Below are 23,573 nucleotides of genomic sequence, written 5' to 3' on the forward strand. Positions count from 1 at the left end.
GAAAATTATTATCATTTATAATAAAAGGAATATTAGTGAACCTCTGCTACGCATATGTTATAAGGATTTGCGGCAGAATGATGACCTTTACCTTGTAAGGTCTTTGTTACGGGTGTGCTGGGATTGGAGAGTATTCGATGCAATTAGACGAACAGATGAAATGCTGGAATCATGCCGCTGTTAAGGTTCTGGATATACGCCGAATCGTTATGGAGGCAGGGGCACAACTGAGTTCCTACACACTTCCGGCAAATGGTTTTATATATACGATTCGAGGATCGGCTGTTCTTCAATTGGATGGACAAACATACAAGGCAGAGCGGTTCTACATGCTTCATGGGGCCAAAGGATCTTCACTGGATATCCAAACCAACGAAGATTTCGAATATATTCTGCTCTATTACAGAGCATTCCTTGCCTTTCCTAGTTATCGTAAAAAGTGGTTATTGGCACAGCCGGAGGTTGCACCGTTCTCTTTGCAATATGGATTTGCACCGAGTAGTCCGCTGGGGTTATTACGTTACCTTGATGAGCTTGAAGGTGCATGGAGTCAATCTGGCAGTCTGGATCTGCTTCATACAAAAAGTTTATTTTACCAGTTCATTCATGAAATGATGGTTCAATTGGCAGAGCAGGAGATCAAAACAGAGCTTGCTGACCCGGTGAAACAAACACTTCGTTATATACAGAATCATTATAGGGAACAGGTCACGCTTGATTTCCTGGCTGAACAGTTCAACTACAGCTCCCGACATTTATCCATGCAATTCAAACGACAGACGGGTTACAGTCCCATTGATTATTTAATTCAGACTCGAATCGCCAAGGCTCGAAATCTGCTTGTACGATCTGATGCAACGCTGAGTGAAATTGCAGCAGAAGTGGGTTATTCCGATGTGTATTATTTTAGTCGTATCTTCAAAAAACATGTGGGGATCTCTCCGATTCAGTATCAACGAAAGATAAGAGAAGAAGCGAGAACAGAGGATCGTCCATTGGTAATCTCTGAATCGTCCATTGGCCGAAGATGGAAGTCGGGATATATTGATTATGAGAATCATTATCAATATATAGACGGAGGGTCTACACCAATGAAAAGAAGAAAAACAAGTTCCAGTATGATAATGGTTGCATTATTGAGCATAACGATGCTCCTCGCAGCCTGCTCTTCAGGTACAGCAACAACACCAGCAGCTGGCGAAGGAACGGGTGCCAGTTCCAATAACAGCAGTACGGCAGTGTCCACGGACGCGGGAAGCCAGACGAACAAAGACAATGAAACACGTACGGTCTCAACAGTTAAGGGTGACGTAGTTGTTCCAGCTAATCCGAAACGGGTTGTTGTATTGTATCTCCAGGGGGATGTCGTCGCACTTGGAGTTAAGCCAATCGCTACCTCAGATGTATATGACGGAGCTGCATACAAGAGTGAGCTAGAGGGTGTAAACGCATTGGGTACCTGGTTTGAACCGAATCCTGAAGCTGTCATTGATCTTGATCCGGATCTGATCATTGTTCCTTCAGAAGAGACGTATACGTTATTAAAAGATATTGCACCTACGGTATATATTCCGTATGAGAAATTGACTACAGAAGAGAGACTTCATGATATAGCAAGTATCTTTGGCAAAGAGCAGGAAGCCGAGACGTTACTCACCAATCTCAACAACAAAGTCGAAGAGAGTAAAAAAACTCTTGCAGATGCAGGCATACTGGACAAAACAATCTCCATTGTGGAGGGTGGTTTGAAAGGTATGGTTATTGTGGAGAGCAAACAATTTGGCCGTGGATCTCAGGCGGTATATGAGTACTTGGGAATGAAAGCACCTGAAGTCGTACAGAAAAAAATCGACGTGGTTTCGGACGCGGCAGGCTCCACGATTTCCATGGAAGTCCTTCCTGAATATATCGGAGATTATGTGTTTCGCTCTGTGTATGAAGGGGCAGATAACTTGACAGAGAATCCAATATGGAGCAGTATCCCAGCGATCAAGGAAGGTCGTCTGATTGAGATTGATTTCGATTTCTTCTATTATTCGGATATCTATTCAATTAATAAACAACTTGATTTTGTCGTTGAAAAGCTGTTGGCGGCTCCAAGAGCGCAATAGTAAAGAGCAGATGTGTTCGTAGAATTTTTGTACAAGAAATGTTTGTTTTTTAGCCATTGTATTTTGATAAGATTACCATTACACTAGGATTTAAGTGATAATGAGAATCGATATCAAATACTCGATGTTCTGGATCGAATTAACGGAGGTATTTTTAATATGAATCAGCAGTTGGAACTTTATGATGTAACCATTATCGGCGGTGGCCCTGCGGGCATGTACTCTGCCTTTTATAGCGGCATGCGAGATATGAAGACCAAGTTGATTGAGGCACGTGACAGATTGGGAGGTCGCATGCTCTTTTATCCGGAGAAAATGATCTGGGATGTCGGGGGTGTGACGCCAATTCTGTGTGAAGATCTGATTAAACAATTGGAAGAACAGGCAAGAACTTTTGAGCCAACCCTCGTATTTGAACAACAGATCGAAGGATTCGAGCGTCAACCTGATGGCACAATTCTGTTAACTTCTGCAACAGGTGAACAACACTGGACACGTACCGTCATTATGGCAATCGGATATGGTATATATAAAATGGCCAAGCTGGAGCTTGAAGGTGCAGACCGTTACGAGGTTAGCAATCTGCACTATACTGTGCAGGAACTGGAGCCATTCCGTGGTAAACGCGTGTTGATCTCAGGTGGAGGCGACTCTGCTGTGGACTGGGCGAATGAACTGGAAGCACTGGCAGAGCAAGTTACGGTTGTGCATCGTCGTGACCGCTTTGGCGGGTTGGAGCGTAATGTACTGCGTATGAGAGAATCCTCTGTAGATGTCCGTACACCTTACGCGGTAGAGACACTGCATAGTATGAGTGGTGATGTGATTGAACAGGTGACCATCTCACACGTGGACACAGGTGAAACTGAAATGCTTGAAGTCGATGCTGTCATTGTAAACCATGGCATGAAGAGTGACTTTGGTCCAATCCGGGATTGGGGACTTGATCTTGGCGAATGGCATGTCACTACAACGGAGAGATTACAAACCAATATTCCTGGTGTATTTGCCGCAGGTGATTTTGTAGATTATGGTAGCAAACTGTATCTGATTGCAGGTACTTTCACTGATGCAGCCCTAGCGGTAAACAGTGCGAAGCTTTACATGGACCCTGAAGCGGAGAAAGTGGCTTATGTTTCTTCCCATAACAGTCGCTTTAAGGAGAAAAATAAAGCTCTTGGTGTTGTAGAAGAATAAAGGTCTGCGATCGGTTATATTAAGATGACTTCGGGTTCATTCCGAAGTCATCTTTTTTTGCATAAAATGGGTAATAAGAAGGCATAATGGCACAAGATAGAACACGCTTAGAATTGAACATGAACCACCAAATGTCTATAATAAGGCTGAGAAACAGTAGAATAACATCAAGATACAATAACTAGATCAGAGTGGAGTGCAGCGTATGAAAAAGGGATCACAGCCACAACGAGGTTTCACCTTCATCCAGCGGTGGTTCAAACGATCTGATAAAAAAAAGATCAAATGGTCTGAAATGTATCTCGCACTGGCTGGCGCGCTTCATCGCTTGTTGGTTGAAGGGCGGCGTGAACGTTCAGCAGCCAAACGGCTGCATCAGGACTTGCCCATTAACGCGTTGGGTGAGATGAAGCTAGAGCCAGGGGATATTGTGTACACGCCAAGCTCGGAATCAACGTATTACGCCGGACATATGGGAATTATCGGTCTCGACGGCAAGGTGTATCATGTGCACCCTTATGGGCCTGTATTTGCTGATTCATTAGAGTGGTATCTCACGCGGTTTTATGAAGGAGATCGCTTCATTGTATTCCGTTCCAGATTGAATGAGGCAGGCATGAAAGCAGCCGGTTGGGTACAGGACCATTACAAGCAGGTAAAATTCTACCGTTTGCAGACCAACTTGCGCAGTATTGAACGAAATTACTGCTCCAAGTTTATATATCAAGCCTATCAGTTCACATCGGGACTGGATCTGTGGAGCCGCAAATTTACCCGAATGAATCAGGGTTATATCTATCCATTTCGAATTGAGCGCTCATCAGAGCTGGACGTTCTGGGAACTTTTTATAAATAAGGCTGGAACCGACTAAAATACTGTTCTTCCGAAAAAAAGGAGAGCAGGTTCTGTCGGTTTTTTTTATATGTGTAGAGATTAAAAACAGGAAAAACGCCCAAAACGTCGAATAGATTATGAGATAGGCACGCACAACTTGGAATCGTATACATAAAAAAAGGCGAGATGATTTTTAGCCCACAGTAAAAAAATGACTACGAAGTAGACGAACAAGAAAGAGTGAAGCGAGATGAAATGGCCGGGTTTCTTACAACGATTCCGACCGAACAAAAACGTGGTTAAGCTATCGGACTATATCCCAAAAAAGGAAAGGAGGCACTACTGTTCCATATGCAAGAAAAACGTTAAATCGGTCGTGCATTATGCGGCGCCACAGGGAAATGTTTCAGGTGTATGCAGTTCTTGTAAGTCTTTGGCGGATGAACGTGGAATGTTTCCCATTTAATAAGAAGAGATGCGCTCAGGAAATAAGAATTTTTTGATTTATGCGCGTTTTTGTAGTACATTAGCAAATGTATTCGAAGGAGGATTCTAATGTACTCAGGTAGACAAGACGATACTTTATACATCATGACCTACACCTTAAACAGCGGTATCAAGGGTACGGTTCCACTGTCTAATAAGCAGATTATTGAGTGGCTGGATTGCTACAGAAATGAGAAGCGCTTCGTGACCGAAATCGGCAAGGAGTTTTTTGGATTGAATGCAGGATTGGTAGCAGACTTCAAGGTTCAAAATCATTTATCGGATTATCAGCAGACCATTATGCCTACACAGCAGCAGGATAACCTGGAACGCTTGTCCAGTGCTTATAAATCAACCGAGTTATTAATGAAGATTGATTGTAAATGTGGCACGGCTTATGTGACGGAATCCCCATACAAGCGCACAAAATGGTACTGTACAAAGTGTAAAGAAATTGTATTTTTGGATGCCAAAAAAGGAATGGTGGAAACGTCGCGTGGTGACGCTTACTACATGACCAACAAATATTTTGTTTCCCGGGACTAGCGGGAAGTGACTCTGGAAGCATCGCTGCGAAGCGGTGCTTTTTTGTACGAATGTTTGCTCTATAACAAAAAAAGCCCCAAAGGGCCTTTTTGGAAGATATCTAAGATCGATCTTTTAGGAATTATGATGAGCATTCAACTTTGTGAGGAGGAATGAAGCAGCAACGACAGCGTGGCTCGTAAGCTTCTGAATCGCCAATCATGACAACCGGACCCAAGGTAACAGGCTCCCCATTGACGATACGTTGCGTAAAGGCTGCATCCGGGCTGCCACATACCGCACAGAAAGCCGAGAGTTTCTCAATGTCATCTGCCATGGCAAGCAAACCACCGACATATCCGAATTCCTTACCACGGTAATCCATATTAAGTCCGTCCACAATGACATGTTTGCCACAATACGCTAACTCCGAGACAAGTTCCATAATGGCACTGCTGAAAAATTGTACTTCATCAAATGCAACAACATCAGCATCTATGGTTTGGTTCAAGATCATTTCTACAGATTCCGGGGTTAATTGCCGGGGAATGGAATGGGCAGGGAGTCGATAACCAATTCGGCTTACGATCTCGTCCTGGGCAAACCGATTATCCTCGGCTGGTTTGTAGGCCACAACCTTTTTACGGCCAAATTGTATTAATTTCTGACAACGGCGAATGAGTTCACCGGATTTTTCACTGAACATGGGTCCAGTAATTACGGTAATACGTCCTGTTTGCACGGTGCTGCTACTCCTCTCACATACGGGATTCAACAAAAAAAGCGACCTTTACAGAGTACCACAAAATCTTTGGAAAGAGCCAGAACTAATCTGCACAGCTTTGTGTTACTATATGGATTGTTAAGGTATTGGTTACGGCAGCTAGTTAACAGGAGTTGTGAAAAGAGGTGTTTAGTATGAGTGAAGCATTAACATCACTTCAAGAGCGATATGAAAGCCTGAAAGAACAGGGATCTCTAGATGAAGCGACGCAGGCGTTATTTGCAGAACTGTTCGCAGAAGCGGAGAGACTGCAGGCAAGTAACCTTACCTTGCGTAGAACGATCTTGAAGTCTTCTTCCAAAGAATCGCGTATGTCTACCAAGCTGCGGGATGCCTTATACGAATGACCCGGAGATTACTCTGGATCCTCTTCTGTCTTTAATTTGCGAGGGAATAGAATACCTGCTGTAATTCTGGCAATCATGGCAAAGGTGAGACCAATGCCTGCAAACATGTAGATTACGGTAAAGGCTTTGCTGAATCCGGTGGTTGGCACAAATTCAGGATGTCCCACCGTAGTCAGGGTAACCGCACAGAAGTATAACGCATCGATCCAGTGCAGACCTTCAACACGAGTGTAAAATAAAGTGCCTGATAGCAACGTTGCTGCCGTTAACGCGAACAGAGCCAGAAACTTAGGGTCTTTGAACGCATGGAAAATGCCTTTGAGCAATCGTTGTAACGTGATTAGAAATGATACCATGATGATCCATCCTGTCTATGTAAAGTAGGCGGTGTGTTGTATAAACACACAAAAAGCCCGGACTCATGGAGTCCTTCCGGGCGTCTCTGCTTTTTCGGGTACACTTTTGGACCGGAAACGGGGACCTACATAATTACGCTTGCGGTCACGGAACAAGATCCAGCCTCCCAGAAAACTCATACCTGCGGCAAAAAGGACAAGTCCACCGCCAAAGGAAAGCCACTGGAACCCTGGTGAAATCAGTTCGTTCCCGTGCTCGGCATAATATAGGAACAGGGCATCTTTCATCATCAGAAAACCCTTCATTGCCATTAACCCGGGGATGACCAGAACAACAATTGCCAAAAATCGCGCAAAGACCAATCTTGTATTCATGAGCATTATACCCTTTCTGCCAAAGTCGACATTAAATAAAGGTTACGCTTACAGATCATACCTGATTCCATCATAGCTTGGAATGCATAGGCTGTCCATGTGTGATTGGTTCAAACTTTGAGTTGACCGCTCAAGGAGAGTACAATGGCATATAGAGGGTATAAGCTAAACCATGATTTTAGCCATCATAAATTATATTGAAATTTGATTCATAGAGGAGAGCATGAGAGATGCCAATTACATGTGATGTTGCAATTCTTGGAGGAGGAACCGGTGGATATGTAGCTGCGATCCGGGCTGCACAGCTGGGAAAACAGGTCGTTATCATTGAGAAGGACAAGCTTGGCGGTACCTGTCTGCATCGTGGCTGTATTCCGAGTAAGGCTTTGCTGAAAAGTGCGGAAGTATACGCCGAGATCCAGGAGAGCGAGACGTATGGTATCGAGACAGCTGGAGCTAAACTTGTATTTCCCAAAGTACAGGCGCGCAAGGATGCAATTGTCGAACAGCTCCATCAGGGCGTTCAGTATTTGATGAAAAAAAATAAAATCCAGGTTGTACACGCGAAAGGTCGCGTCATCGGACCATCCATCTTCTCACCGCAGAGCGGAGCAGTCGCTGTGGAGTTTGAAGATGGAGAGATGGATACGGTAGTTCCAACCAATCTCATTATTGCCACTGGTTCGCGTCCTCGTGTGCTGCCGGGCCTGGAACCGGATGGAAAATTCATAATGAGCAGCGACGAAGCCCTGCGTATGGATGAACTTCCTGCATCACTCATCATTGTGGGTGGGGGTGTGATTGGACTGGAGTGGGCATCCATGCTGAATGACTTTGGCGTAGACATCACAGTAGTAGAAGCAGCTGCTCACGTGTTGCCTGCCGAGGATGAGGATGTTGCCAGAGAAATGCAGCGATTGCTCGGCAAACGAGGTGTTCGTTTCCTGACAGGTGCCACCGTACTAACGGAAACATATAACACGGATCAAGAGGGCATCCAGATTGATGTGCAGCTTGGTGACGATAAGCAGGAAACGCTGAGAGCGGAGAAAATGCTCGTGTCGGTTGGACGTCAAGCTAATGTCGAAAATATCGGACTCGAAAATACAGATATCAAACTGGAGCGTGGGTTCATCGCTGTGAACAAACAGTTACAGACCGGTGAAGGTCACATCTACGCCATTGGTGACTGCATTGGCGGTTTGCAGCTTGCACATGCCGCAAGTCATGAAGGCATTCTCGCTGTCGAACATCTGGCGGGCGAAAAGGTACATGCCGTAGAATCCCACCGTATCCCGCGCTGTGTGTACACACGTCCGGAAGCAGCAAGCATCGGATTTACCGAGCGTGAAGCCAAAGAACGTGGCTATGACATTAAAACAGGGAAGTTCCCATTTTCGGCTATTGGCAAATCGCTTATTCACGGAAGTCGGGATGGATTCGTGAAGGTGATCGCAGATGCCAAGACGAATGATATATTGGGGGTACATATGATTGGCACCCATGTGACGGAATTAATCGCTGAGGCTTCTCTGGCACAGATGCTGGATGCCACACCTTGGGAAGTCGGACAAACCATTCATCCGCACCCTTCTCTGTCGGAAATTATGGGTGAAGCTATGTTGGCGGTCGATGGAAAGGCCATTGGGATGTAAGCCAAACAAGCTTATGAGAAAGGTCCTTTCCTTTTTTGGGTAAAAGGGATTATAATAAGGTTAAGCCAAGTCTTAGTACCAGGTTATAAGATCGGGTAGTAAGAGTGGCACAGGCTCTGATTAAAAGGAGGTACCTCATATGAGTTCACAAGGTACTGCAGACGCGGTCCACCGGCATCAACAGCTGGGACTTAGCGATGGTGAAGTATTGGATATGTACAAATACATGCTGCTCGCGCGCAAGTTTGACGAGCGTTGCTTGCTCTTGCAACGGGCTGGCAAAATTAACTTTCACGTATCCGGTGTAGGACAGGAAGCTGCGCAAGTAGGCGCTGCTTTTGGTCTGGATCGGGATCACGATTATTATTTACCTTATTACCGCGATTACGGTTTTGTACTGGCGGTAGGCATGACTCCGCGTGAGTTGATGCTGTCTGCTTTTGCGAAGGCAGAAGATCCGAATAGTGGCGGTCGGCAAATGCCGGGTCACTTCGGTCACAAAAAGCTGCGGATTGTGACGGGTTCGAGCCCGGTTACAACACAGGTTCCGCACGCTGTTGGATTTGCACTGGCTGCCAAAATGAAGAAGCAAGAATTTGTTTCTTTTGTTACGTTTGGCGAAGGATCAAGCAATCAGGGTGACTTCCATGAGGGAGCCAACTTTGCAGGTGTGCATAAATTGCCTGTCATTATTATGTGTGAGAACAATCAATATGCAATTTCGGTACCGATTCACAAACAGTTGAGCGGCAAAATATCCGATCGAGCACAAGGATACGGGTTCCCCGGACTGCGTGTAGATGGTAACGATGCATTAGAAGTATATGCTGCAGTGAAGGAAGCGCGTCGCCGTGCTATAGCCGGGGAAGGCCCGACACTGATTGAAGCGATGATGTATCGGTTGTCACCTCATTCCACCTCCGATAATGATCTGGCTTACCGGACCAAAGAGGAAGTTGAGGAGAACTGGAAGAAAGATGGCGTTCCTCGCATGAAGAACTACTTGATCGATTGTGGCATCTGGGACGAAGCCCGGGACGCGGATCTGGCTTCCCAGCTTGCGATGGAAATGAAAGAAGCAACTGAATATGCAGACAACGCGCCATATCCTAAACCTGAGGACACTCTGACGCACGTTTATGCGGACAGCGAAGAAGGGGGACGGTAAGTATGGCAGTGATGGAATATATTGATGCAATCCGTCTCGCGATGAAAGAAGAGATGGAACGGGATGAGAATGTTTTTATCCTTGGTGAAGACGTAGGTCTCAAAGGTGGTGTGTTTACCACAACTAAAGGGCTGCAAGATCAGTTTGGCGAAATGCGAGTGATGGACACACCATTATCTGAATCCGCTATTGCAGGTGTTGCCATTGGTGCAGCGATGTATGGCATGAAGCCGATTGCCGAGATGCAATATTCGGACTTCATGTTACCGGCAACCAACCAGATCATTAGTGAAGCGGCGAAGATCCGCTATCGTTCCAACAATGACTGGAGCTGTCCGATTGTTATCCGCGCGCCGATTGGTGGCGGGATTTTCGGTGGGTTGTATCACTCCCAATGTCCGGAATCGATTTTCTTTGGTACACCTGGTCTGAAAATTATAGCTCCCTACTCGGCTTACGATGCTAAGGGACTGCTCAAGGCCGCTATTCGCGACCCGGACCCGGTACTCTTTTTTGAAAATAAAAAATGCTACAAACTTATCAAGGAAGATGTGCCTGAGGATGATTACATCGTTCCGATTGGTAAAGCCAACGTACTTCGTGAAGGTGCGGATATTACCGTGATCGGTTACAGTCAGCCGCTGCATTTTGTCATGCAGGCTGCTGAGGAGCTGGAGCGCGAAGAAGGCATTACAGCACACGTTCTCGATCTGCGCACATTGCAACCGTTGGATCGTGAAGCGATTATTGCTTCCGCTCGTCTGACAGGCAAAGTGCTGATCGTACACGAAGATAACAAAACGGGTGGTGTAGGTGCCGAAGTTGCCGCAATTATTAGTGAGGAATGTCTATTTGAACTGGATGCACCGATTCAGCGTCTCTGCGGACCTGATGTGCCGGCCATGCCAATTAGCCCAACATTGGAGAAATTCTACATGCTGAGCAAAGACAAAGCCAAAGCAGCAATGCGTACACTTGCCGAGTTTTAATTTCGTTTTTTGGATCGTTTAAAAGTAAAGTTTGGAGTGATAATCAAATGGCTGAACGTATGAAATGGATCGAGGTCATTATGCCGCAATTGGCGGAATCGCTGGTCTCGGCTACCATAGGCAAATGGTTGAAAAAACCGGGCGACCGTGTGGAACAGTACGAGCCGATCTGTGAAGTAATTACCGATAAAGTCAATGCCGAGATTCCATCCACTGTGGATGGAATTATGGGTGACCTTTTGGTGGAAGAGGGCACAACGATTGCTGTTGGTGAAGCAATCTGCCGCATGCAGGTCGCAGCTTCTGACGAAGAAGCGGCTGAGCAAGTAACACAAGTATCGCAGCAACAGGAGCAAGTGCAGCAACATGTCAGCCACACTCCTGTTGCCGCCTCAAATACAGCAGCACATGACCCGAACCAGCCGATGCGCAATCGGTATTCCCCGGCAGTGCAATCCTTGGCAGCAGAGCATGGCTTGAACTTGCAAAGCATTCAGGGTACTGGGGCCGGTGGTCGTATTACTCGCAAAGATGTGCTGGCATTTGTTGCACAGGGAGGTAACGCGTCTGGAACGTCTGCGTCTGCACAAGCATCCTCTGCAGCAGTACAGCATACACCTTCTGGTGTGCCGTCTGCTTCTCCATTCAGCGGAGTGAATCGTGGAAATGGTGAAATGGGTTTAACCGCTGGAGAAGCGATCTCAGCGTCCGATGCAGGTGTTCCTGTGAGACTTTCAGGCATTCATCTAACCGAAAGCCCGAAAATTCCACAGATCGAAGTGGAAGGTGGCGGCCAGGGAAGATCGGAGTATTTCATTGATGTTACCCCTGTGCGTAATGCCATTGCCCGGAATATGCGTCAAAGCGTATCTGAAATCCCGCATGCATGGACAATGATCGAAGTGGACGTAACCAATCTTGTGATGCTGCGCAATAAACTCAAGGATGAGTTCAAGCGTAAGGAAGGCATCAATCTGACATATCTGTCCTTCATGATGAAGGGAGTCGTTAACGCGATTAAAGACTACCCAATCATGAACTCGGTATGGGCAGTGGACAAAATTATCGTCAAACGGGACATTAACTTGTCCATGGCGGTAGGAACCGAAGATTCCGTACTTACACCCGTAATCAAACATGCCGATCAGCGAAATATTGCAGGTCTGGCCCGTGAAGTGGATGAACTGGCACGCAAAACACGTGAAGGTACGTTAAAGCTGGACCATATGCAAGGTGGTACGTTCACGGTGAACAACACCGGTTCATTTGGTTCGATCCTGTCCCAGCCAATCATTAACTATCCGCAGGCTGCGATTCTTACATTCGAGTCGATTGTCAAAAAGCCAGTGGTTATTAATGATATGATCGCTGTTCGCTCGATGGCTAACCTGTGTCTGTCGCTGGATCACCGAATCCTGGATGGTGTAATCAGCGGACGTTTCTTGCAACGTGTCAAAGAAAACCTTGAAGGATATACCATGGAGACCAAGGTGTATTAAGTTAATAGTTGTCGGGGAAGTGTATGTGCCGGAGGCCGTGCACTTTTCCTGCTGTCTACGGACAGGTACTAATTTGTACACTGAACCTGAAGCAGAAGGGTGTGGGGAATCATGAGCAAGCCGCTGGATGTTGCATACATACCAATGCTTGATTATGAAGAGGCTTGGAACCGCCAGAAAGCGATTGTGCAGCGATTGGACGAGGGCGAGGGAGCGGAGCAGATGCTGCTTTTACAGCACCCGCCAACGTATACGATCGGCTCACAAAATCATCCGGAGCATCTGCTTCTCAGTCCGGAAGAGTTGCGAGAGCAAGGGATCTCTTTGTTTCAAATTGACCGCGGCGGTGATATTACTTATCATGGCCCGGGCCAGTTGGTAGGTTACCCGTTATTGATTCTCGGTCGGGATGAAGACCTGGATCTGCACGGCTATCTACGGAAACTTGAGCAGGTGCTTATGGATTATCTCGCAGACCAGGGCATTGAAGCTGGACGCAAAGAGGGTTACACGGGTGTGTGGATTGGTGATATGAAGATTGCTGCAATCGGCATCAAGTTTAATCGTTGCAAACACCGCCGCGGTTTTGTGACCAGTCACGGGTTTGCTTTTAACATCAGCTCAGGCATTCAACATGCAGGTTTTCAGGGGATTGTTCCTTGTGGGATTGAGCAGTATGGCGTTACTTCACTGGAGGATATAACGGGCAAGTCCTATGCAGTGGAGCAGGTAGCGCAGGAGATTGTTCCGTACTTTAATCGTATTTTTCCATATCAAATTAATTGGGTCACGGAAAAAGAAGCCCTTCAACGTCTGTAAACAGGTCGTCGAAAGGCTTTAGGTTGCTATCCAAACAGCAACGGTTCGAGAGCTATGAAAAGGGTGGACCCGATCATGGCGATCAGCATGAGATAGATGATGATTTTGAACCATTTCTTTTTTTGCATGGATGAGAGAACTCCTTTCACCATAAAGTAAACAAGCCATAGTAATTGTATTGTACCGTATCCACGAGAGGGAGGAAAGTCCTATGATTAAACAACAACGTGTTATCGATCAGTTCATGGAACTGGTGCAGATTGATAGTGAAACGAAAAATGAACATAACATCTCGAAGGTGTTAAAAGAACAGTTTACAGATCTCGGTCTTCATGTCTATGAGGATGATACCAAGGAGCAAACCGGACATGGCGCCGGAAACCTCGTCATTACCTGGGAAGCCGAAGGAACTGAAGGGGTTGCACCGATCTTTTTCACATGTCATATGGACACCGTGACGCCGGGACAGGGAATCAAGCCTGAACTGGGTGAAGATGGCTGGATCCGCAGTGATGGAACAACGATCCTGGGAGCAGATGACAAAGCAGGGATTGCGGCATTGTTTGAAGCGATTCGTGTGATCCAGGAAAACAAGATTCCACATGGTAAAATTCAATTTGTCATTACGGTCGGCGAAGAGTCTGGACTGGTGGGTGCACGTGCCATGAATCCGAAGGATATCGATGCCGAGTTCGGTTATGCGCTGGATTCTAATGGAGCTGTAGGCACGATCTGTGTTGCTGCACCAGCGAGAGCTGAAATTCAAATGAGCATCTATGGGAAGTCCGCCCATGCGGGTGTGAACCCGGAAGACGGGATCAGCGCCATTCAAGTTGCAGCCAAAGCGATTGCAGCGATGACACTGGGCAGAATTGATGATGAGACGACAGCGAACATCGGTAAATTCCAAGGTGGATCAGCACTCAATGTGGTGTGTGACTTTGTACAGCTTGAAGCGGAAGCTCGCAGTATTGTGCAGGAGAAAGTTGAATTGCAGGTTGCACAGATGCGTGACGCGTTGGAAACGACATGTCGCAAATACGGTGCAACAGCTGAATTCAGAAGTGAGATCCTTTACCCTGCGTTTGGTTTCCATGATGAACACGAAGTTGTACAACTTGCACAGCGTGCCATCCGCAGTATTGGGCTGGAGACAAGTACGTTTGCTTCCGGTGGTGGCAGTGATGCCAATATCTTTAACGGATTCGACCTTCCAACAGTGAATTTGGCGGTAGGGTATGAGGATATTCATACAACCAAAGAACGTATTCGTGCAGAAGACATTGTGAAGTTATCCCAGGTAGTCGTAGCTATTATTCAGGAAACGGCAGCTGACAAGAAATAATATAGAACACATGTTACCTCACATGTTGTTAGACAAAAGTCCGAACCCGGTCTATCTGTATCGGATTCGGACTTTTTGTGAATTCATGTTATATTTCAAGGGAGTTAATTTAGGGTCAAAAATGAATCAATGGATCAATGACTCATTCATTTGCGTCCAGCGAGGAGATCGATTAACTTGGCATCCGGGCCCCACTCGCGCAACCATTGTTTGAGTATAAGCTGTACTTGCCGGGCTTGTCCTACCACGTGTACGGATTGAGGCGTCATATAACTATTCATTGAAAGTCCCCCTGATTCGTTTATATTTGCTGTGAGAATTCTATACGCTCACCATATGCCCAAAATCAGAGATATATACATTAACCGAATATATAATCCTACGATATGGAGTTGAAGAACCAATGAAACCAAATCAATCTGCCCAATCCATCCACGCGGCGCAACCTGCCAATCCAAAACTAGATGAAGTGACCGTATCCACTAAGCCAATCTTCGAGGGCAAAGTGATTTCACTTCAAGTCGATACCGTTAAACTGCCAAACGGCCAGACGGCTACACGTGAGATAATCCGGCACCCTGGAGCGGTAGCTGTACTCGCTCTGAATGGGGATCGCATGCTTGTTGTGGATCAGTATCGTCAGGCAATGGGACGCACCGAAGTGGAGATTCCTGCGGGGAAACTGGACCCGGGAGAAGAGCCGGAGGTTGCCGCAGCACGTGAATTGCGAGAAGAGACGGGATATGTAGCCAAATCGCTGCGTCATTTGCGTTCGTTTTACACGTCACCGGGGTTTGCAGATGAGATCATTCATCTTTACATCGCTGAAGAGTTGGAAGCAGGGGACATGGCGCTGGACGAAGATGAATTCCTTGAAGTTGCCGAAATAACTCTGGAGGAAGCCTATGCGCTTATGGACGAGAACCGGATTAGCGATGCCAAAACGATGATGGCCGTGTACGCGTGGGACCTTTACAGAACGACAGGACGGTTCTAGGCATGCAAGACCAACTGGAAACGTCCACGATGTGGGAGCCCTGTTACACAGACCTGCATATTCACATCGGACGAACCTCACGCGGTGAGGCTGTTAAAATCAGCGGCAGTCGTGATCTGACATTTGAGAATATTGCCCGGGAAGCATCGGATCGCAAAGGAATTCATTTGCTTGGTGTTATTGATTGTCATTCTCCGGTTGTACAGATGGATATCGAGCAATTGCTGGAGAGTGGTACCATGTCCGAGATTGATGGCGGAGGTATTGCCTACCAGGACACCACCATTCTGTTGGGTACAGAGATTGAGCTGCGCGAGCCTGGAATGCGTGAGTTCCATATGCTGGCGTACTTCCGTGATCTGAAAACGATGAAGTCCTTCACGGACTGGATGAAACGTTATATGAAAAATGTGAATCTCAGTTCTCAGCGTGTCTACGTGCCCGCTCTTGAGATGCAGGCGGAGATTAAGGCACGTGGTGGGCTTATTGTACCTGCACATGTATTTACACCGCATAAAGGCATCTATGGCAGTACGGCACCCCGTATGGGCGATGTTCTGGATACTAGTCTCGTGGATGCGGTAGAGCTAGGGTTAAGCTCGGACTCATCCATGGCCAGTTATATTCGGGAATTGGATCATGTTCCGTTCCTGACCAATTCGGATGCTCACTCTCTCGGTAAGATTGGACGGGAGTATAATGAACTGCAAGTGGCTGCCCCTTCTTTTGATGAGTTCCGTATGGCACTTCAAGGAGAAGCCGGCAGGAAAATTGCGGCCAATTATGGACTGAATCCAAGGCTGGGCAAATATCATCGTACTTACTGTTCAGCATGTGGCAGCATTATGGACGAGCAAGCGATGTCAGCAGAGCGTTGTCCGCACTGTGGTAGTCTGAAGCTGGTGCAGGGGGTGCTGGATCGCATCCTGGCGATCTCTGATCGAGAGAGTCCTCATGTTCCTGCAAACAGACCAGCTTATCACTATCAGGTGCCACTGGAGTTCATCCCGGGACTTGGCAAAGCCAAACTGCGCCAGCTACTGGACCATTTTGGTACAGAAATGAACGTACTTCATCGCACGCGTGAGGAAGAGCTTGCTGCGGTTGTTGGACCTGTGCTGGCAGGCTTGATTGTGGCTGCACGGAACGGACAACTGGAGCTGTCCTCCGGAGGTGGCGGTACGTACGGAAAGGTTGCTGTTCAGGAAAAAGCCTCGGAGTGACCGGTGTAAATAATCTTTAGTTCAACTCATATAGCTTTCGCTATACAGAGGTCCAATCTGGACAAGAAGTCATACAGGTGCATTCCGGTTCATAAGAATGACTATGAGGATGTAAATGAAAATCCTTGCAGCATGATACCGGAAAGGGGACTCGTACCTGTATGCGCTCTTCCTACTTTACATTTAAAGGTCAGACTTCGTTATATGTATTCGTGGCTGTCTTGTTTCTGGTCGGCGTCATTTTTGGCGCGCTCATGGTGAACGCATTGTCTCTCGAGCAACGTCAGGATCTGGAGGGTTATCTCGGCAATTTCTTCATGACCGTGCAGCACAGTGCACAGGTAACAGAGACCGGTGCATATTGGGACATTGCCATGCTTCATCTGAAATGGGTAGGTCTGATCTTTATTCTGGGTTTATCCGTTGTTGGACTACCCGGTATACTGGTTCTGGATTTTTTGAAAGGTGTGCTCATTGGATTCACAGTGGGGTACCTTGTTGGACAGTATTCCTGGAAAGGGCTGCTGTTTGCACTGGTGTCCGTGGCACCGCATAATCTATTTGTCATTCCGATCCTCCTGATCTGCAGTGTGGCGGCGATGACGTTCTCGTTATACATCATTCGCAATCGTGTTTTGATGCAGCGAACACCTGGTCGACAAAGGCCTTTTGCTTCATATATAGTGTTAACTTTGGTTATGGCTGCATTGCTGCTCGGCGTGGCGTCTTTTGAAACATGGGTTACACCTGCGATGATGCGTTGGGTCACGCCAATGTTACTACCGGCCTAACGTGCACCGTATAGTGTAAAATGTTGACTTTAATTACGCACTCCCCCTATAATGAAAAGAGTGGGTTAAGTTGCAGTGTGCAGTGATTTCCTAGGGGGAGGGAGAAAATGGAAGCACGGATTGATAAAATTAAGCAGCAACTACAGTCCCAAGGATATAAATTAACGCCCCAGCGGGAAGCCACCTTAAGAGTACTTCTTGAGAATGAAGAAGATCATCTGAGCGCAGAAGATGTATTCATGCTTGTTAAAGAAAAGGCTCCCGAAATCGGTTTGGCAACCGTGTACCGTACCCTCGAACTGCTGAGTGAGCTGCATGTTGTAGAGAAAATCAACTTCGGCGACGGTGTAGCGCGTTATGATCTGCGCGGAGATACATCCAAGCATCACCATCATCACTTAATCTGTGTTCAATGCGGAAGTATGGATGAAATACGTGAAGACTGGCTTGGACCGCTTGAAGAGCGTTTGGAGCGGGAATTCAACTTTTCGGTAGTAGATCACCGACTGGACTTTCATGGAATTTGTTATCGTTGCAAAGCTAAAAATGAACAGAAACCCAAAGATGAAGAATAACATAGCATATCTTCAAGCTCTCACCGGCGGTTTTGACGGGAGAGCTTTTTTGGCACCGGAGTGATCTGGAGTTTACCCGAAATGGCATAAACCTGTGTTTATGGACATACCCTGATTCAAGGACAATACCGGATTCGAATCAGGAGGGGACGCGCCCATGATTATATCAGTGCGGAGAGGGCTTCGTTTTATTCGATTTATTATATTTTTTGCTGCATTAGTTTATCTGTTCTATCATGTTCTGGATCTGTTTAATGGCTGGATCTCACCTGTGGATCAGTATCAGATGCCAACTGGCAATGCAATCAAAGTATTTCAGGAAACGGATTGGCCGGGTAATGGAGAAGGACGTCCTACGATGGCAGAGCGTCTCCGTTTGTTCTATTGGTACGGGGAGTAGCTTCAAACAGCCAGGGATGCAAATACGGGAGCAGTCTGCCAGAGCGGCAGATCTGTCAGTTGAGGAGCGTTGTACATGAAACAGACGATACATGCCTATGCCTTATACTTGGAAGATGATAAAGGGATGTCGAGCAGCACGCTTGAATCGTATCTCCGAGACGTGGACAAGTTCATTGAATTTGCAGATAAGGAATATGGCATACGCGAAGCCGATCAGGTCAGACGCACACATGTCGTCCTGTTTGCAGGTCAGCTCAAACAGGCAGGACGTGCCAATGCAACCATTGCCCGCAGCATCGTATCTCTGCGCTCCTACTTTCATTTTTTGATGCGGCGGGGTGATATTATACAGGACCCTACGTTTGATGTGGAAGCTCCCAAGGCGGACAAGACGCCACCACAGGTGTTAAGTATCCAGGAGATCGAACAACTGCTGACAGCGCCTGATACTCGTTCACCGCAGGGGGTGAGAGATCGATCGATGCTTGAACTGTTATATGCTACAGGCATTCGGGTCTCGGAACTGATTGCCCTTGACATTCGGGATGTTCAGCCAGGCATGCGCTTTATACGATGCGGTGGGGCGGGCAAGGAGCGCATCCTTCCCATCGGTGCACCAGCAGCACATTGGGCAAGTGTATATGTGGAGGAATTCCGCAACAAGTTGCTCAAAACCGATTCGGACGAGCAGGCACTATTCGTGAATGTATCTGGTAGACGTTTAACCCGGCAGGGATTCTGGAAGCTGCTCAAAAAAGCGGCGGTGGACGCAGGAATCTCGGAAGAAATTACGCCGCATACGCTGCGTCACTCCTTTGCAGCACACCTGATTGCCAACGGGGCGGATACACGTGCGGTTCAAGACATGCTGGGTCACGTGGAGCAGCCTGGACAACAATATGGCAATCATGGTCGCAAAACCATGAAAGAAATCTATGAAACCCATCATCCGAGGGCAAGATAGATTTTGACGCATGGCCTTCACAAATAAATGCGGAACATTGGGCCGATTTAGGATAAAATAAATTGAATACATCCAAACGCCGTTATACATAAGACGGATCGTTTCAACTCAAGGAGGAACATACATCGCATGACAGCATTAAACCAACAAATGATTTCGGAAGCAGCATCTTATATTCAAAGCAAAAGCTCCATCAAGCCGGAAGTCGGTTTGATTTTGGGTTCGGGTCTTGGCGTACTGGCAGAACTGATTGAAGATGGCGTAAGTATCGCTTATCAGGATATTCCGCATTTTCCAGTGTCCACAGTAGAAGGACATGAAGGTGAACTATTGGTCGGAACCATTAAAGGTCGTCCAGTCGTGATGATGAAAGGCCGTTTCCATATGTACGAAGGATATGGTCCGGAATTGACAGCTTTCCCGGTACGGGTTATGAAAGAACTGGGTGTAAGCAGCCTGCTTGTAACCAATGCTGCAGGCGGCGTGAATACGTCGTATGTAGCTGGAGACTTGATGCTGATCTCGGATCACTTAAATCTCACAGGCAAAAATCCACTGATCGGACCGAATGACGCTGCACTGGGCGTGCGTTTCCCTGATCTGTCCGAAGCATATAGCCGCCGTTTGCGTGCGCTGGCGAAGGATACGGCCGCATCACAAGGTTTTAACGTACGTGAAGGGGTATACGCAGGTATGCTCGGTCCGAACTATGAGACACCGGCAGAGATCAGAATGCTGCGTACATTGGGCGCAGACGCAGTGGGTATGTCCACTGTATCTGAAGTGATCGTGGCACGCCACGCAGGCCTGGAAGTACTCGGTATTTCCTGTATCAGCAACATGGCTGCCGGAATTCTGGACCAGCCACTGTCACATGATGAGGTTATGGAGACGACCGAACGTGTGCGTGAGTCGTTCCTGGCGCTGGTAGTGGCGGTTATTCCACAAATGTAAGCAAGATTTGAGTAGAGAAGGTTACCTCTTTGGATGAGAAATCATCGGGGGTAACCTTTTTTTGTTGTGTTCAACGTACGGTTACTCATTCGTTGAGTGCAGTGCGTTATTTTTGCTTTGACCACATTTTCAATAAAAGTTCGGGAAATCATGCTTTACATGGAATAATTTACTGAAAACGGGCCGACAATGATTAGCAGTACATGCATGGAACATGCAGTAAGCAAGTCATTTGAGGAGGTAACCTTGTGAAGAAAAGAATAATGGCATCGTTCATGACCCTTTGTATCCTGCTGTCCCTTTTGGCATCAACGGCATTAGCTGAAGAAACACCGAAAGCAGCGGGAGGAACTGATCTGGCCCCGTCGGCGCGCTCTGCGATCTTAATGGATGCAGACACGGGAACGGTCATTTATGAGAAAAACAGTCATGATCAGCTGCCTCCGGCGAGCATTACAAAGATTATGACCATGCTGCTTACGATCGAAGCGATCGACTCGGGCAAGCTGAAGCTGACGGATAAAGTAAGAACAAGCGAATATGCAGCTTCCATGGGCGGTTCGCAGATCTTCCTGGAGCCCGGGGAAGAAATGACGGTCGATGATATGTTAAAAGGGATCGCGATGGCTTCGGGCAATGATGCCTCGGTAGCGATGGCTGAGAAGATTGCTGGCTCGGAAGAAGCCTTTGTACAGCTGATGAATGAGCGTGCGAAGGAGCTTGGCATGAAGGATACTCATTTTGCCAACTGTAACGGCCTGCCGGTTGATAATCATTATTCTTCCGCCCATGACATTGCCGTCATGAGCCGTGAACTACTGAAGCATTCCGGGATTACGAAGTACACCGGTGCATACCAGGATTACCTTCGCAAAGATACGGAAAAGCCATTCTGGCTGGTGAACACAAACAAGCTGGTTCGTTTTTATGAAGGGGCAGATGGTTTGAAAACAGGTTACACATCCGAAGCGAAATTCTGCTTGTCCGCAACAGCGTCCAAAGATGGACTGCGTGTCGTTTCCGTGGTACTCGGTGAACCAAATACCAAAACACGGAACAGCGAAGTATCTTCGATGTTTGACTATGCGTTTAGTCAATATACGATGAAGGCTCTCTACAAGGCAGGGGATCTGCTGGGCAGTCTGAGAATCGAAAAAGGGGAAGTCGCCGAATTGCCTCTGAATGCCACGCAAAATTATAGTGTGCTGATGCGCAAAGGAGCTAAATCCAATGACATCCGGCATGAATTGCTGGTCGCCAAAGAATTGAAAGCTCCGATCAAAGCCGGGCAAAGTATAGGTAAACTGGTGGTTTACCAGGGCAACGACGTCATTAAGGAGTTCGACATTCAGGCTCCGCAGGATGTGAATAAGGCTGGCTGGTGGAAGCTGTTTAAGCGGACAACGTCCAACCTGTTTGACTAAAACGGCGATTTCTGCGAGTTGCACGTATCCTTCGAACATATTTTGTAGTTAAATAGGGGTTTTCTTCTAGTTTTGTCGGGGGGCAGGAAAAGCCTTCGGAAGCGTAGAAATCCTTGTTCTAAGACAGGGAGGAGAGTGAGCAAACGTGAACTTGCATGTGGAAATGGAACACCATCGCGGGATTCTGATTGTACGATTATCCGGGGAGCTGGATCACCATACAGCTGACATGGTACGGATGCAAATGGATGAAGCCATCCAACGGAGACAAAGCGAGCATCTCGTACTCAGCCTGAAAGATCTGCAATTTATGGACAGTTCGGGTCTAGGTGTCATTTTGGGAAGATACAAGCTCATTAAGAATAAAGGTGGCAAGATGGTGGTCTGTGACGTCAATTCGCCAGTGTACCGTTTGCTGGAAATGTCGGGGCTGTTTAAGATTATGCCGATATACGAAAATGAGGGAACTGCTCTCTCAGGTCTGGAGGTCGTCTCATGAATGAAGGAACAGGAACAAATTTCATGAATCTGCAATTCGCGGCCAAGTCAGAGAATGAGTCGTTTGCACGGGTAACCGTTGCTGCGTTTATCTCCCAGCTTGATCCAACGATGGACGAGCTCAGTGACCTGAAGACGGTCATTTCGGAAGCCGTGACCAACAGCATCATCCACGGATACAACAACAACTCCGAGGGTGTGGTGTCCATCCAGGCGGAGATTCGGGAAGACATGATCACAATCATCGTGGAAGACCGCGGTGAAGGAATCGAAGATCTTGAACTGGCCAAGCAGCCGCTATATACGTCCAAACCCGAACTTGAGCGGTCGGGCATGGGCTTCACCATTATGGAAAACTTTATGGATGAATTCGAAGTCAGCAGTGAGCCCGGCAGAGGCACCTCCATCAAGATGAAAAAAAGGATTGAATCCAAGAAAGCATTGTATAATTAGGGGTTGGTGTTCTTATGGATGCTGAAGTGAAACCATCTTCACAGACCTATTTGGACGATGCCGAGGTCAAACGGCTGATTGCGCTCAGTCAGTCGGGTGACCATGTCTCACGGGATACGCTGGTGAACTGCAACATCAGACTCGTCTGGTCCGTCGTACAGCGTTTTATGAACAGGGGATATGATCCGGAAGATCTGTTCCAGATTGGTTGTATCGGTCTGCTCAAGTCAGTGGACAAATTCGATCTCAGTTATGACGTGAAGTTTTCAACCTACGCGGTACCGATGATCATCGGAGAAATCCAGCGATTCCTGCGGGATGACGGTACCCTGAAGGTCAGTCGTTCACTGAAAGAGATGGCGAATAAAGTCCGCAAAAAAAGGGACGAACTGTCCAAACATCTGGATCGTTTACCAACGATTAAGGAAGTTGCCGCAGAGCTGGGGGTAACCCCGGAGGAAGTCGTATTTGCCCAGGAAGCGAACAAACCACCGACTTCCATCCATGAGACGGTATTTGAGAATGACGGTGATCCCATCACGTTAATGGATCAGATTGCCGACGAGTCTCAGGAACGTTGGTTTGACAAGCTGGCCCTGAACGAAGCCATCGGTGGTCTCAGCGAGCGGGAGCGATTAATCGTTTATCTTCGGTATTACCGGGATCAAACCCAGTCCGAGGTTGCCAGCAGGCTGGGAATATCTCAGGTGCAGGTATCACGTCTGGAGAAAAAAATACTGCAATCCATCCGCGACCAGATCGCGCAGTGATTTCATGGGTTGCACCAACAATATTGGCGTT

27 protein-coding genes are annotated in these 23,573 nt (G+C 47.2%); 22 read left to right on the forward strand and 5 right to left on the reverse strand.

Annotated elements, in window-relative coordinates; translation table 11 throughout:
* The first annotated feature begins 137 nt into the window (after nt 1–137).
* From ACDJ59_RS06280 to ACDJ59_RS06295, 4 genes are all read left to right on the forward strand, one after another.
* Nucleotides 138–2,111, forward strand: coding sequence for an AraC family transcriptional regulator (locus ACDJ59_RS06280; protein ID WP_413407998.1), 1,974 nt, complete (start codon nt 138–140; stop codon nt 2,109–2,111).
* 159 nt (nt 2,112–2,270) lie between these two features.
* Nucleotides 2,271–3,308: an NAD(P)/FAD-dependent oxidoreductase gene (locus tag ACDJ59_RS06285; protein ID WP_253438770.1), complete on the forward strand. Its 1,038-nt coding sequence runs from the start codon at nt 2,271–2,273 to the stop codon at nt 3,306–3,308.
* A gap of 205 nt (nt 3,309–3,513) precedes the next feature.
* Nucleotides 3,514–4,164: a hypothetical protein gene (locus ACDJ59_RS06290; protein ID WP_413407999.1), complete on the forward strand. Its 651-nt coding sequence runs from the start codon at nt 3,514–3,516 to the stop codon at nt 4,162–4,164.
* Between the two features lie 534 nt (nt 4,165–4,698).
* Nucleotides 4,699–5,175 (forward strand): hypothetical protein, encoded by a 477-nt coding sequence (locus tag ACDJ59_RS06295; RefSeq protein ID WP_017687614.1) that lies wholly within the window; start codon nt 4,699–4,701, stop codon nt 5,173–5,175.
* Between the two features lie 121 nt (nt 5,176–5,296).
* Here ACDJ59_RS06295 and ACDJ59_RS06300 read toward each other — a convergent pair whose 3' ends face one another.
* Nucleotides 5,297–5,896 carry a thymidine kinase gene (locus ACDJ59_RS06300; protein ID WP_017687615.1) on the reverse strand — a complete coding sequence of 200 codons (600 nt, stop codon included), beginning with the start codon at nt 5,894–5,896 and terminating at the stop codon, nt 5,297–5,299.
* A gap of 176 nt (nt 5,897–6,072) precedes the next feature.
* Between ACDJ59_RS06300 and ACDJ59_RS06305 the strand changes: the two genes are divergently transcribed.
* On the forward strand, nt 6,073–6,285 hold the full coding sequence (locus ACDJ59_RS06305; RefSeq protein WP_413408000.1) for a hypothetical protein: 213 nt from the start codon (nt 6,073–6,075) through the stop codon (nt 6,283–6,285).
* Between the two features lie 8 nt (nt 6,286–6,293).
* Here the strand turns inward: ACDJ59_RS06305 and ACDJ59_RS06310 are convergent, their stop codons facing one another.
* Together ACDJ59_RS06310 and ACDJ59_RS06315 are read right to left on the reverse strand one after the other, a co-directional pair.
* Nucleotides 6,294–6,641, reverse strand: a complete 348-nt coding sequence (locus ACDJ59_RS06310; protein ID WP_036607883.1) for a potassium channel family protein — start codon at nt 6,639–6,641, stop codon at nt 6,294–6,296.
* Between the two features lie 63 nt (nt 6,642–6,704).
* A complete protein-coding gene (locus tag ACDJ59_RS06315; RefSeq protein ID WP_017687618.1) occupies nt 6,705–7,022 on the reverse strand; it encodes a DUF2627 domain-containing protein in 318 nt (105 codons plus the stop codon).
* Nucleotides 7,023–7,246: 224 nt separating this feature from the next.
* Here ACDJ59_RS06315 and lpdA point away from each other — a divergent pair, with 224 nt between their 5' ends.
* From lpdA to lipB, 5 genes are all read left to right on the forward strand, one after another.
* Entirely contained in the window at nt 7,247–8,671 is a 1,425-nt protein-coding gene (lpdA, locus tag ACDJ59_RS06320; RefSeq protein ID WP_413408001.1) for a dihydrolipoyl dehydrogenase, read from the forward strand.
* A gap of 139 nt (nt 8,672–8,810) precedes the next feature.
* Nucleotides 8,811–9,839 (forward strand): thiamine pyrophosphate-dependent dehydrogenase E1 component subunit alpha, encoded by a 1,029-nt coding sequence (locus tag ACDJ59_RS06325; RefSeq protein WP_036607878.1) that lies wholly within the window; start codon nt 8,811–8,813, stop codon nt 9,837–9,839.
* Nucleotides 9,840–9,841: 2 nt separating this feature from the next.
* The gene (locus ACDJ59_RS06330; RefSeq protein ID WP_017687621.1) at nt 9,842–10,828 is read left to right on the forward strand and encodes an alpha-ketoacid dehydrogenase subunit beta; all 987 of its coding nucleotides are present in this window, start codon (nt 9,842–9,844) and stop codon (nt 10,826–10,828) included.
* Nucleotides 10,829–10,875: 47 nt separating this feature from the next.
* On the forward strand, nt 10,876–12,327 hold the full coding sequence (locus ACDJ59_RS06335; protein WP_413408002.1) for a dihydrolipoamide acetyltransferase family protein: 1,452 nt from the start codon (nt 10,876–10,878) through the stop codon (nt 12,325–12,327).
* A 111-nt stretch (nt 12,328–12,438) separates the two neighbouring features.
* Nucleotides 12,439–13,146: a lipoyl(octanoyl) transferase LipB gene (lipB, locus tag ACDJ59_RS06340; protein ID WP_036607873.1), complete on the forward strand. Its 708-nt coding sequence runs from the start codon at nt 12,439–12,441 to the stop codon at nt 13,144–13,146.
* A 26-nt stretch (nt 13,147–13,172) separates the two neighbouring features.
* Here lipB and prli42 read toward each other — a convergent pair whose 3' ends face one another.
* The gene (gene prli42, locus ACDJ59_RS06345) at nt 13,173–13,274 is read right to left on the reverse strand and encodes a stressosome-associated protein Prli42 (protein ID WP_017687624.1); all 102 of its coding nucleotides are present in this window, start codon (nt 13,272–13,274) and stop codon (nt 13,173–13,175) included.
* 83 nt (nt 13,275–13,357) lie between these two features.
* Here prli42 and ACDJ59_RS06350 point away from each other — a divergent pair, with 83 nt between their 5' ends.
* Nucleotides 13,358–14,491 carry a M20/M25/M40 family metallo-hydrolase gene (locus ACDJ59_RS06350; RefSeq protein ID WP_413408003.1) on the forward strand — a complete coding sequence of 378 codons (1,134 nt, stop codon included), beginning with the start codon at nt 13,358–13,360 and terminating at the stop codon, nt 14,489–14,491.
* 146 nt (nt 14,492–14,637) lie between these two features.
* Here ACDJ59_RS06350 and ACDJ59_RS06355 read toward each other — a convergent pair whose 3' ends face one another.
* A complete protein-coding gene (locus ACDJ59_RS06355) occupies nt 14,638–14,772 on the reverse strand; it encodes a Z-ring formation inhibitor MciZ (RefSeq protein WP_017687626.1) in 135 nt (44 codons plus the stop codon).
* Between the two features lie 122 nt (nt 14,773–14,894).
* Here ACDJ59_RS06355 and ACDJ59_RS06360 point away from each other — a divergent pair, with 122 nt between their 5' ends.
* The 11 genes from ACDJ59_RS06360 to sigF all read left to right on the forward strand — a co-directional run bounded on the left by ACDJ59_RS06360 (nt 14,895) and on the right by sigF (nt 23,542).
* On the forward strand, nt 14,895–15,488 hold the full coding sequence (locus tag ACDJ59_RS06360) for an NUDIX domain-containing protein (RefSeq protein WP_051447058.1): 594 nt from the start codon (nt 14,895–14,897) through the stop codon (nt 15,486–15,488).
* A 2-nt stretch (nt 15,489–15,490) separates the two neighbouring features.
* Entirely contained in the window at nt 15,491–16,711 is a 1,221-nt protein-coding gene (locus tag ACDJ59_RS06365; protein WP_413408004.1) for an endonuclease Q family protein, read from the forward strand.
* Nucleotides 16,712–16,872: 161 nt separating this feature from the next.
* A complete protein-coding gene (gene spoIIM / locus ACDJ59_RS06370) occupies nt 16,873–17,502 on the forward strand; it encodes a stage II sporulation protein M (RefSeq protein WP_017687629.1) in 630 nt (209 codons plus the stop codon).
* A gap of 107 nt (nt 17,503–17,609) precedes the next feature.
* A complete protein-coding gene (locus tag ACDJ59_RS06375; RefSeq protein ID WP_036607866.1) occupies nt 17,610–18,077 on the forward strand; it encodes a Fur family transcriptional regulator in 468 nt (155 codons plus the stop codon).
* A 157-nt stretch (nt 18,078–18,234) separates the two neighbouring features.
* A complete protein-coding gene (locus tag ACDJ59_RS06380; protein WP_017687632.1) occupies nt 18,235–18,477 on the forward strand; it encodes a DUF4227 family protein in 243 nt (80 codons plus the stop codon).
* Between the two features lie 75 nt (nt 18,478–18,552).
* Complete coding sequence (locus ACDJ59_RS06385; RefSeq protein ID WP_413408005.1) at nt 18,553–19,443, forward strand: tyrosine recombinase; 891 nt, start codon at nt 18,553–18,555, stop codon at nt 19,441–19,443.
* A gap of 129 nt (nt 19,444–19,572) precedes the next feature.
* Nucleotides 19,573–20,397, forward strand: a complete 825-nt coding sequence (locus ACDJ59_RS06390) for a purine-nucleoside phosphorylase (protein ID WP_413408006.1) — start codon at nt 19,573–19,575, stop codon at nt 20,395–20,397.
* Nucleotides 20,398–20,645: 248 nt separating this feature from the next.
* Entirely contained in the window at nt 20,646–21,821 is a 1,176-nt protein-coding gene (locus ACDJ59_RS06395) for a D-alanyl-D-alanine carboxypeptidase family protein (RefSeq protein ID WP_413408007.1), read from the forward strand.
* A 145-nt stretch (nt 21,822–21,966) separates the two neighbouring features.
* The gene (gene spoIIAA / locus ACDJ59_RS06400) at nt 21,967–22,320 is read left to right on the forward strand and encodes an anti-sigma F factor antagonist (protein WP_017687636.1); all 354 of its coding nucleotides are present in this window, start codon (nt 21,967–21,969) and stop codon (nt 22,318–22,320) included.
* Nucleotides 22,317–22,772 carry an anti-sigma F factor gene (gene spoIIAB / locus ACDJ59_RS06405; RefSeq protein WP_036672324.1) on the forward strand — a complete coding sequence of 152 codons (456 nt, stop codon included), beginning with the start codon at nt 22,317–22,319 and terminating at the stop codon, nt 22,770–22,772. The genes spoIIAA and spoIIAB overlap by 4 nt, the downstream gene beginning before the upstream one ends.
* A 14-nt stretch (nt 22,773–22,786) precedes the next feature.
* A complete protein-coding gene (sigF, locus tag ACDJ59_RS06410; RefSeq protein ID WP_036607856.1) occupies nt 22,787–23,542 on the forward strand; it encodes an RNA polymerase sporulation sigma factor SigF in 756 nt (251 codons plus the stop codon).
* The last annotated feature ends 31 nt before the right edge of the window (nt 23,543–23,573 follow it).

The organism is Paenibacillus amylolyticus, assembly GCF_047302515.1.
Classification (GTDB): domain Bacteria; phylum Bacillota; class Bacilli; order Paenibacillales; family Paenibacillaceae; genus Paenibacillus; species Paenibacillus amylolyticus_G.

Coding starts and splice junctions, on each gene's coding strand:
- ACDJ59_RS06335 (WP_413408002.1), top strand. CDS start 10,876: ATGGCTGAACGTATGAAATGGATCGAGGTCATTATGCCGCAATTGGCG.
- ACDJ59_RS06285 (WP_253438770.1), top strand. CDS start 2,271: ATGAATCAGCAGTTGGAACTTTATGATGTAACCATTATCGGCGGTGGC.
- ACDJ59_RS06315 (WP_017687618.1), bottom strand. CDS start 7,022: ATGCTCATGAATACAAGATTGGTCTTTGCGCGATTTTTGGCAATTGTT.
- ACDJ59_RS06350 (WP_413408003.1), top strand. CDS start 13,358: ATGATTAAACAACAACGTGTTATCGATCAGTTCATGGAACTGGTGCAG.
- ACDJ59_RS06380 (WP_017687632.1), top strand. CDS start 18,235: ATGATTATATCAGTGCGGAGAGGGCTTCGTTTTATTCGATTTATTATA.
- spoIIM (WP_017687629.1), top strand. CDS start 16,873: ATGCGCTCTTCCTACTTTACATTTAAAGGTCAGACTTCGTTATATGTA.
- ACDJ59_RS06360 (WP_051447058.1), top strand. CDS start 14,895: ATGAAACCAAATCAATCTGCCCAATCCATCCACGCGGCGCAACCTGCC.
- ACDJ59_RS06290 (WP_413407999.1), top strand. CDS start 3,514: ATGAAAAAGGGATCACAGCCACAACGAGGTTTCACCTTCATCCAGCGG.
- lipB (WP_036607873.1), top strand. CDS start 12,439: ATGAGCAAGCCGCTGGATGTTGCATACATACCAATGCTTGATTATGAA.
- ACDJ59_RS06390 (WP_413408006.1), top strand. CDS start 19,573: ATGACAGCATTAAACCAACAAATGATTTCGGAAGCAGCATCTTATATT.
- lpdA (WP_413408001.1), top strand. CDS start 7,247: ATGCCAATTACATGTGATGTTGCAATTCTTGGAGGAGGAACCGGTGGA.
- spoIIAB (WP_036672324.1), top strand. CDS start 22,317: ATGAATGAAGGAACAGGAACAAATTTCATGAATCTGCAATTCGCGGCC.
- ACDJ59_RS06330 (WP_017687621.1), top strand. CDS start 9,842: ATGGCAGTGATGGAATATATTGATGCAATCCGTCTCGCGATGAAAGAA.
- ACDJ59_RS06385 (WP_413408005.1), top strand. CDS start 18,553: ATGAAACAGACGATACATGCCTATGCCTTATACTTGGAAGATGATAAA.
- sigF (WP_036607856.1), top strand. CDS start 22,787: ATGGATGCTGAAGTGAAACCATCTTCACAGACCTATTTGGACGATGCC.
- ACDJ59_RS06355 (WP_017687626.1), bottom strand. CDS start 14,772: ATGAATAGTTATATGACGCCTCAATCCGTACACGTGGTAGGACAAGCC.
- ACDJ59_RS06280 (WP_413407998.1), top strand. CDS start 138: ATGCAATTAGACGAACAGATGAAATGCTGGAATCATGCCGCTGTTAAG.
- ACDJ59_RS06310 (WP_036607883.1), bottom strand. CDS start 6,641: ATGGTATCATTTCTAATCACGTTACAACGATTGCTCAAAGGCATTTTC.
- ACDJ59_RS06305 (WP_413408000.1), top strand. CDS start 6,073: ATGAGTGAAGCATTAACATCACTTCAAGAGCGATATGAAAGCCTGAAA.
- ACDJ59_RS06375 (WP_036607866.1), top strand. CDS start 17,610: ATGGAAGCACGGATTGATAAAATTAAGCAGCAACTACAGTCCCAAGGA.
- ACDJ59_RS06295 (WP_017687614.1), top strand. CDS start 4,699: ATGTACTCAGGTAGACAAGACGATACTTTATACATCATGACCTACACC.
- prli42 (WP_017687624.1), bottom strand. CDS start 13,274: ATGCAAAAAAAGAAATGGTTCAAAATCATCATCTATCTCATGCTGATC.
- ACDJ59_RS06365 (WP_413408004.1), top strand. CDS start 15,491: ATGCAAGACCAACTGGAAACGTCCACGATGTGGGAGCCCTGTTACACA.
- ACDJ59_RS06325 (WP_036607878.1), top strand. CDS start 8,811: ATGAGTTCACAAGGTACTGCAGACGCGGTCCACCGGCATCAACAGCTG.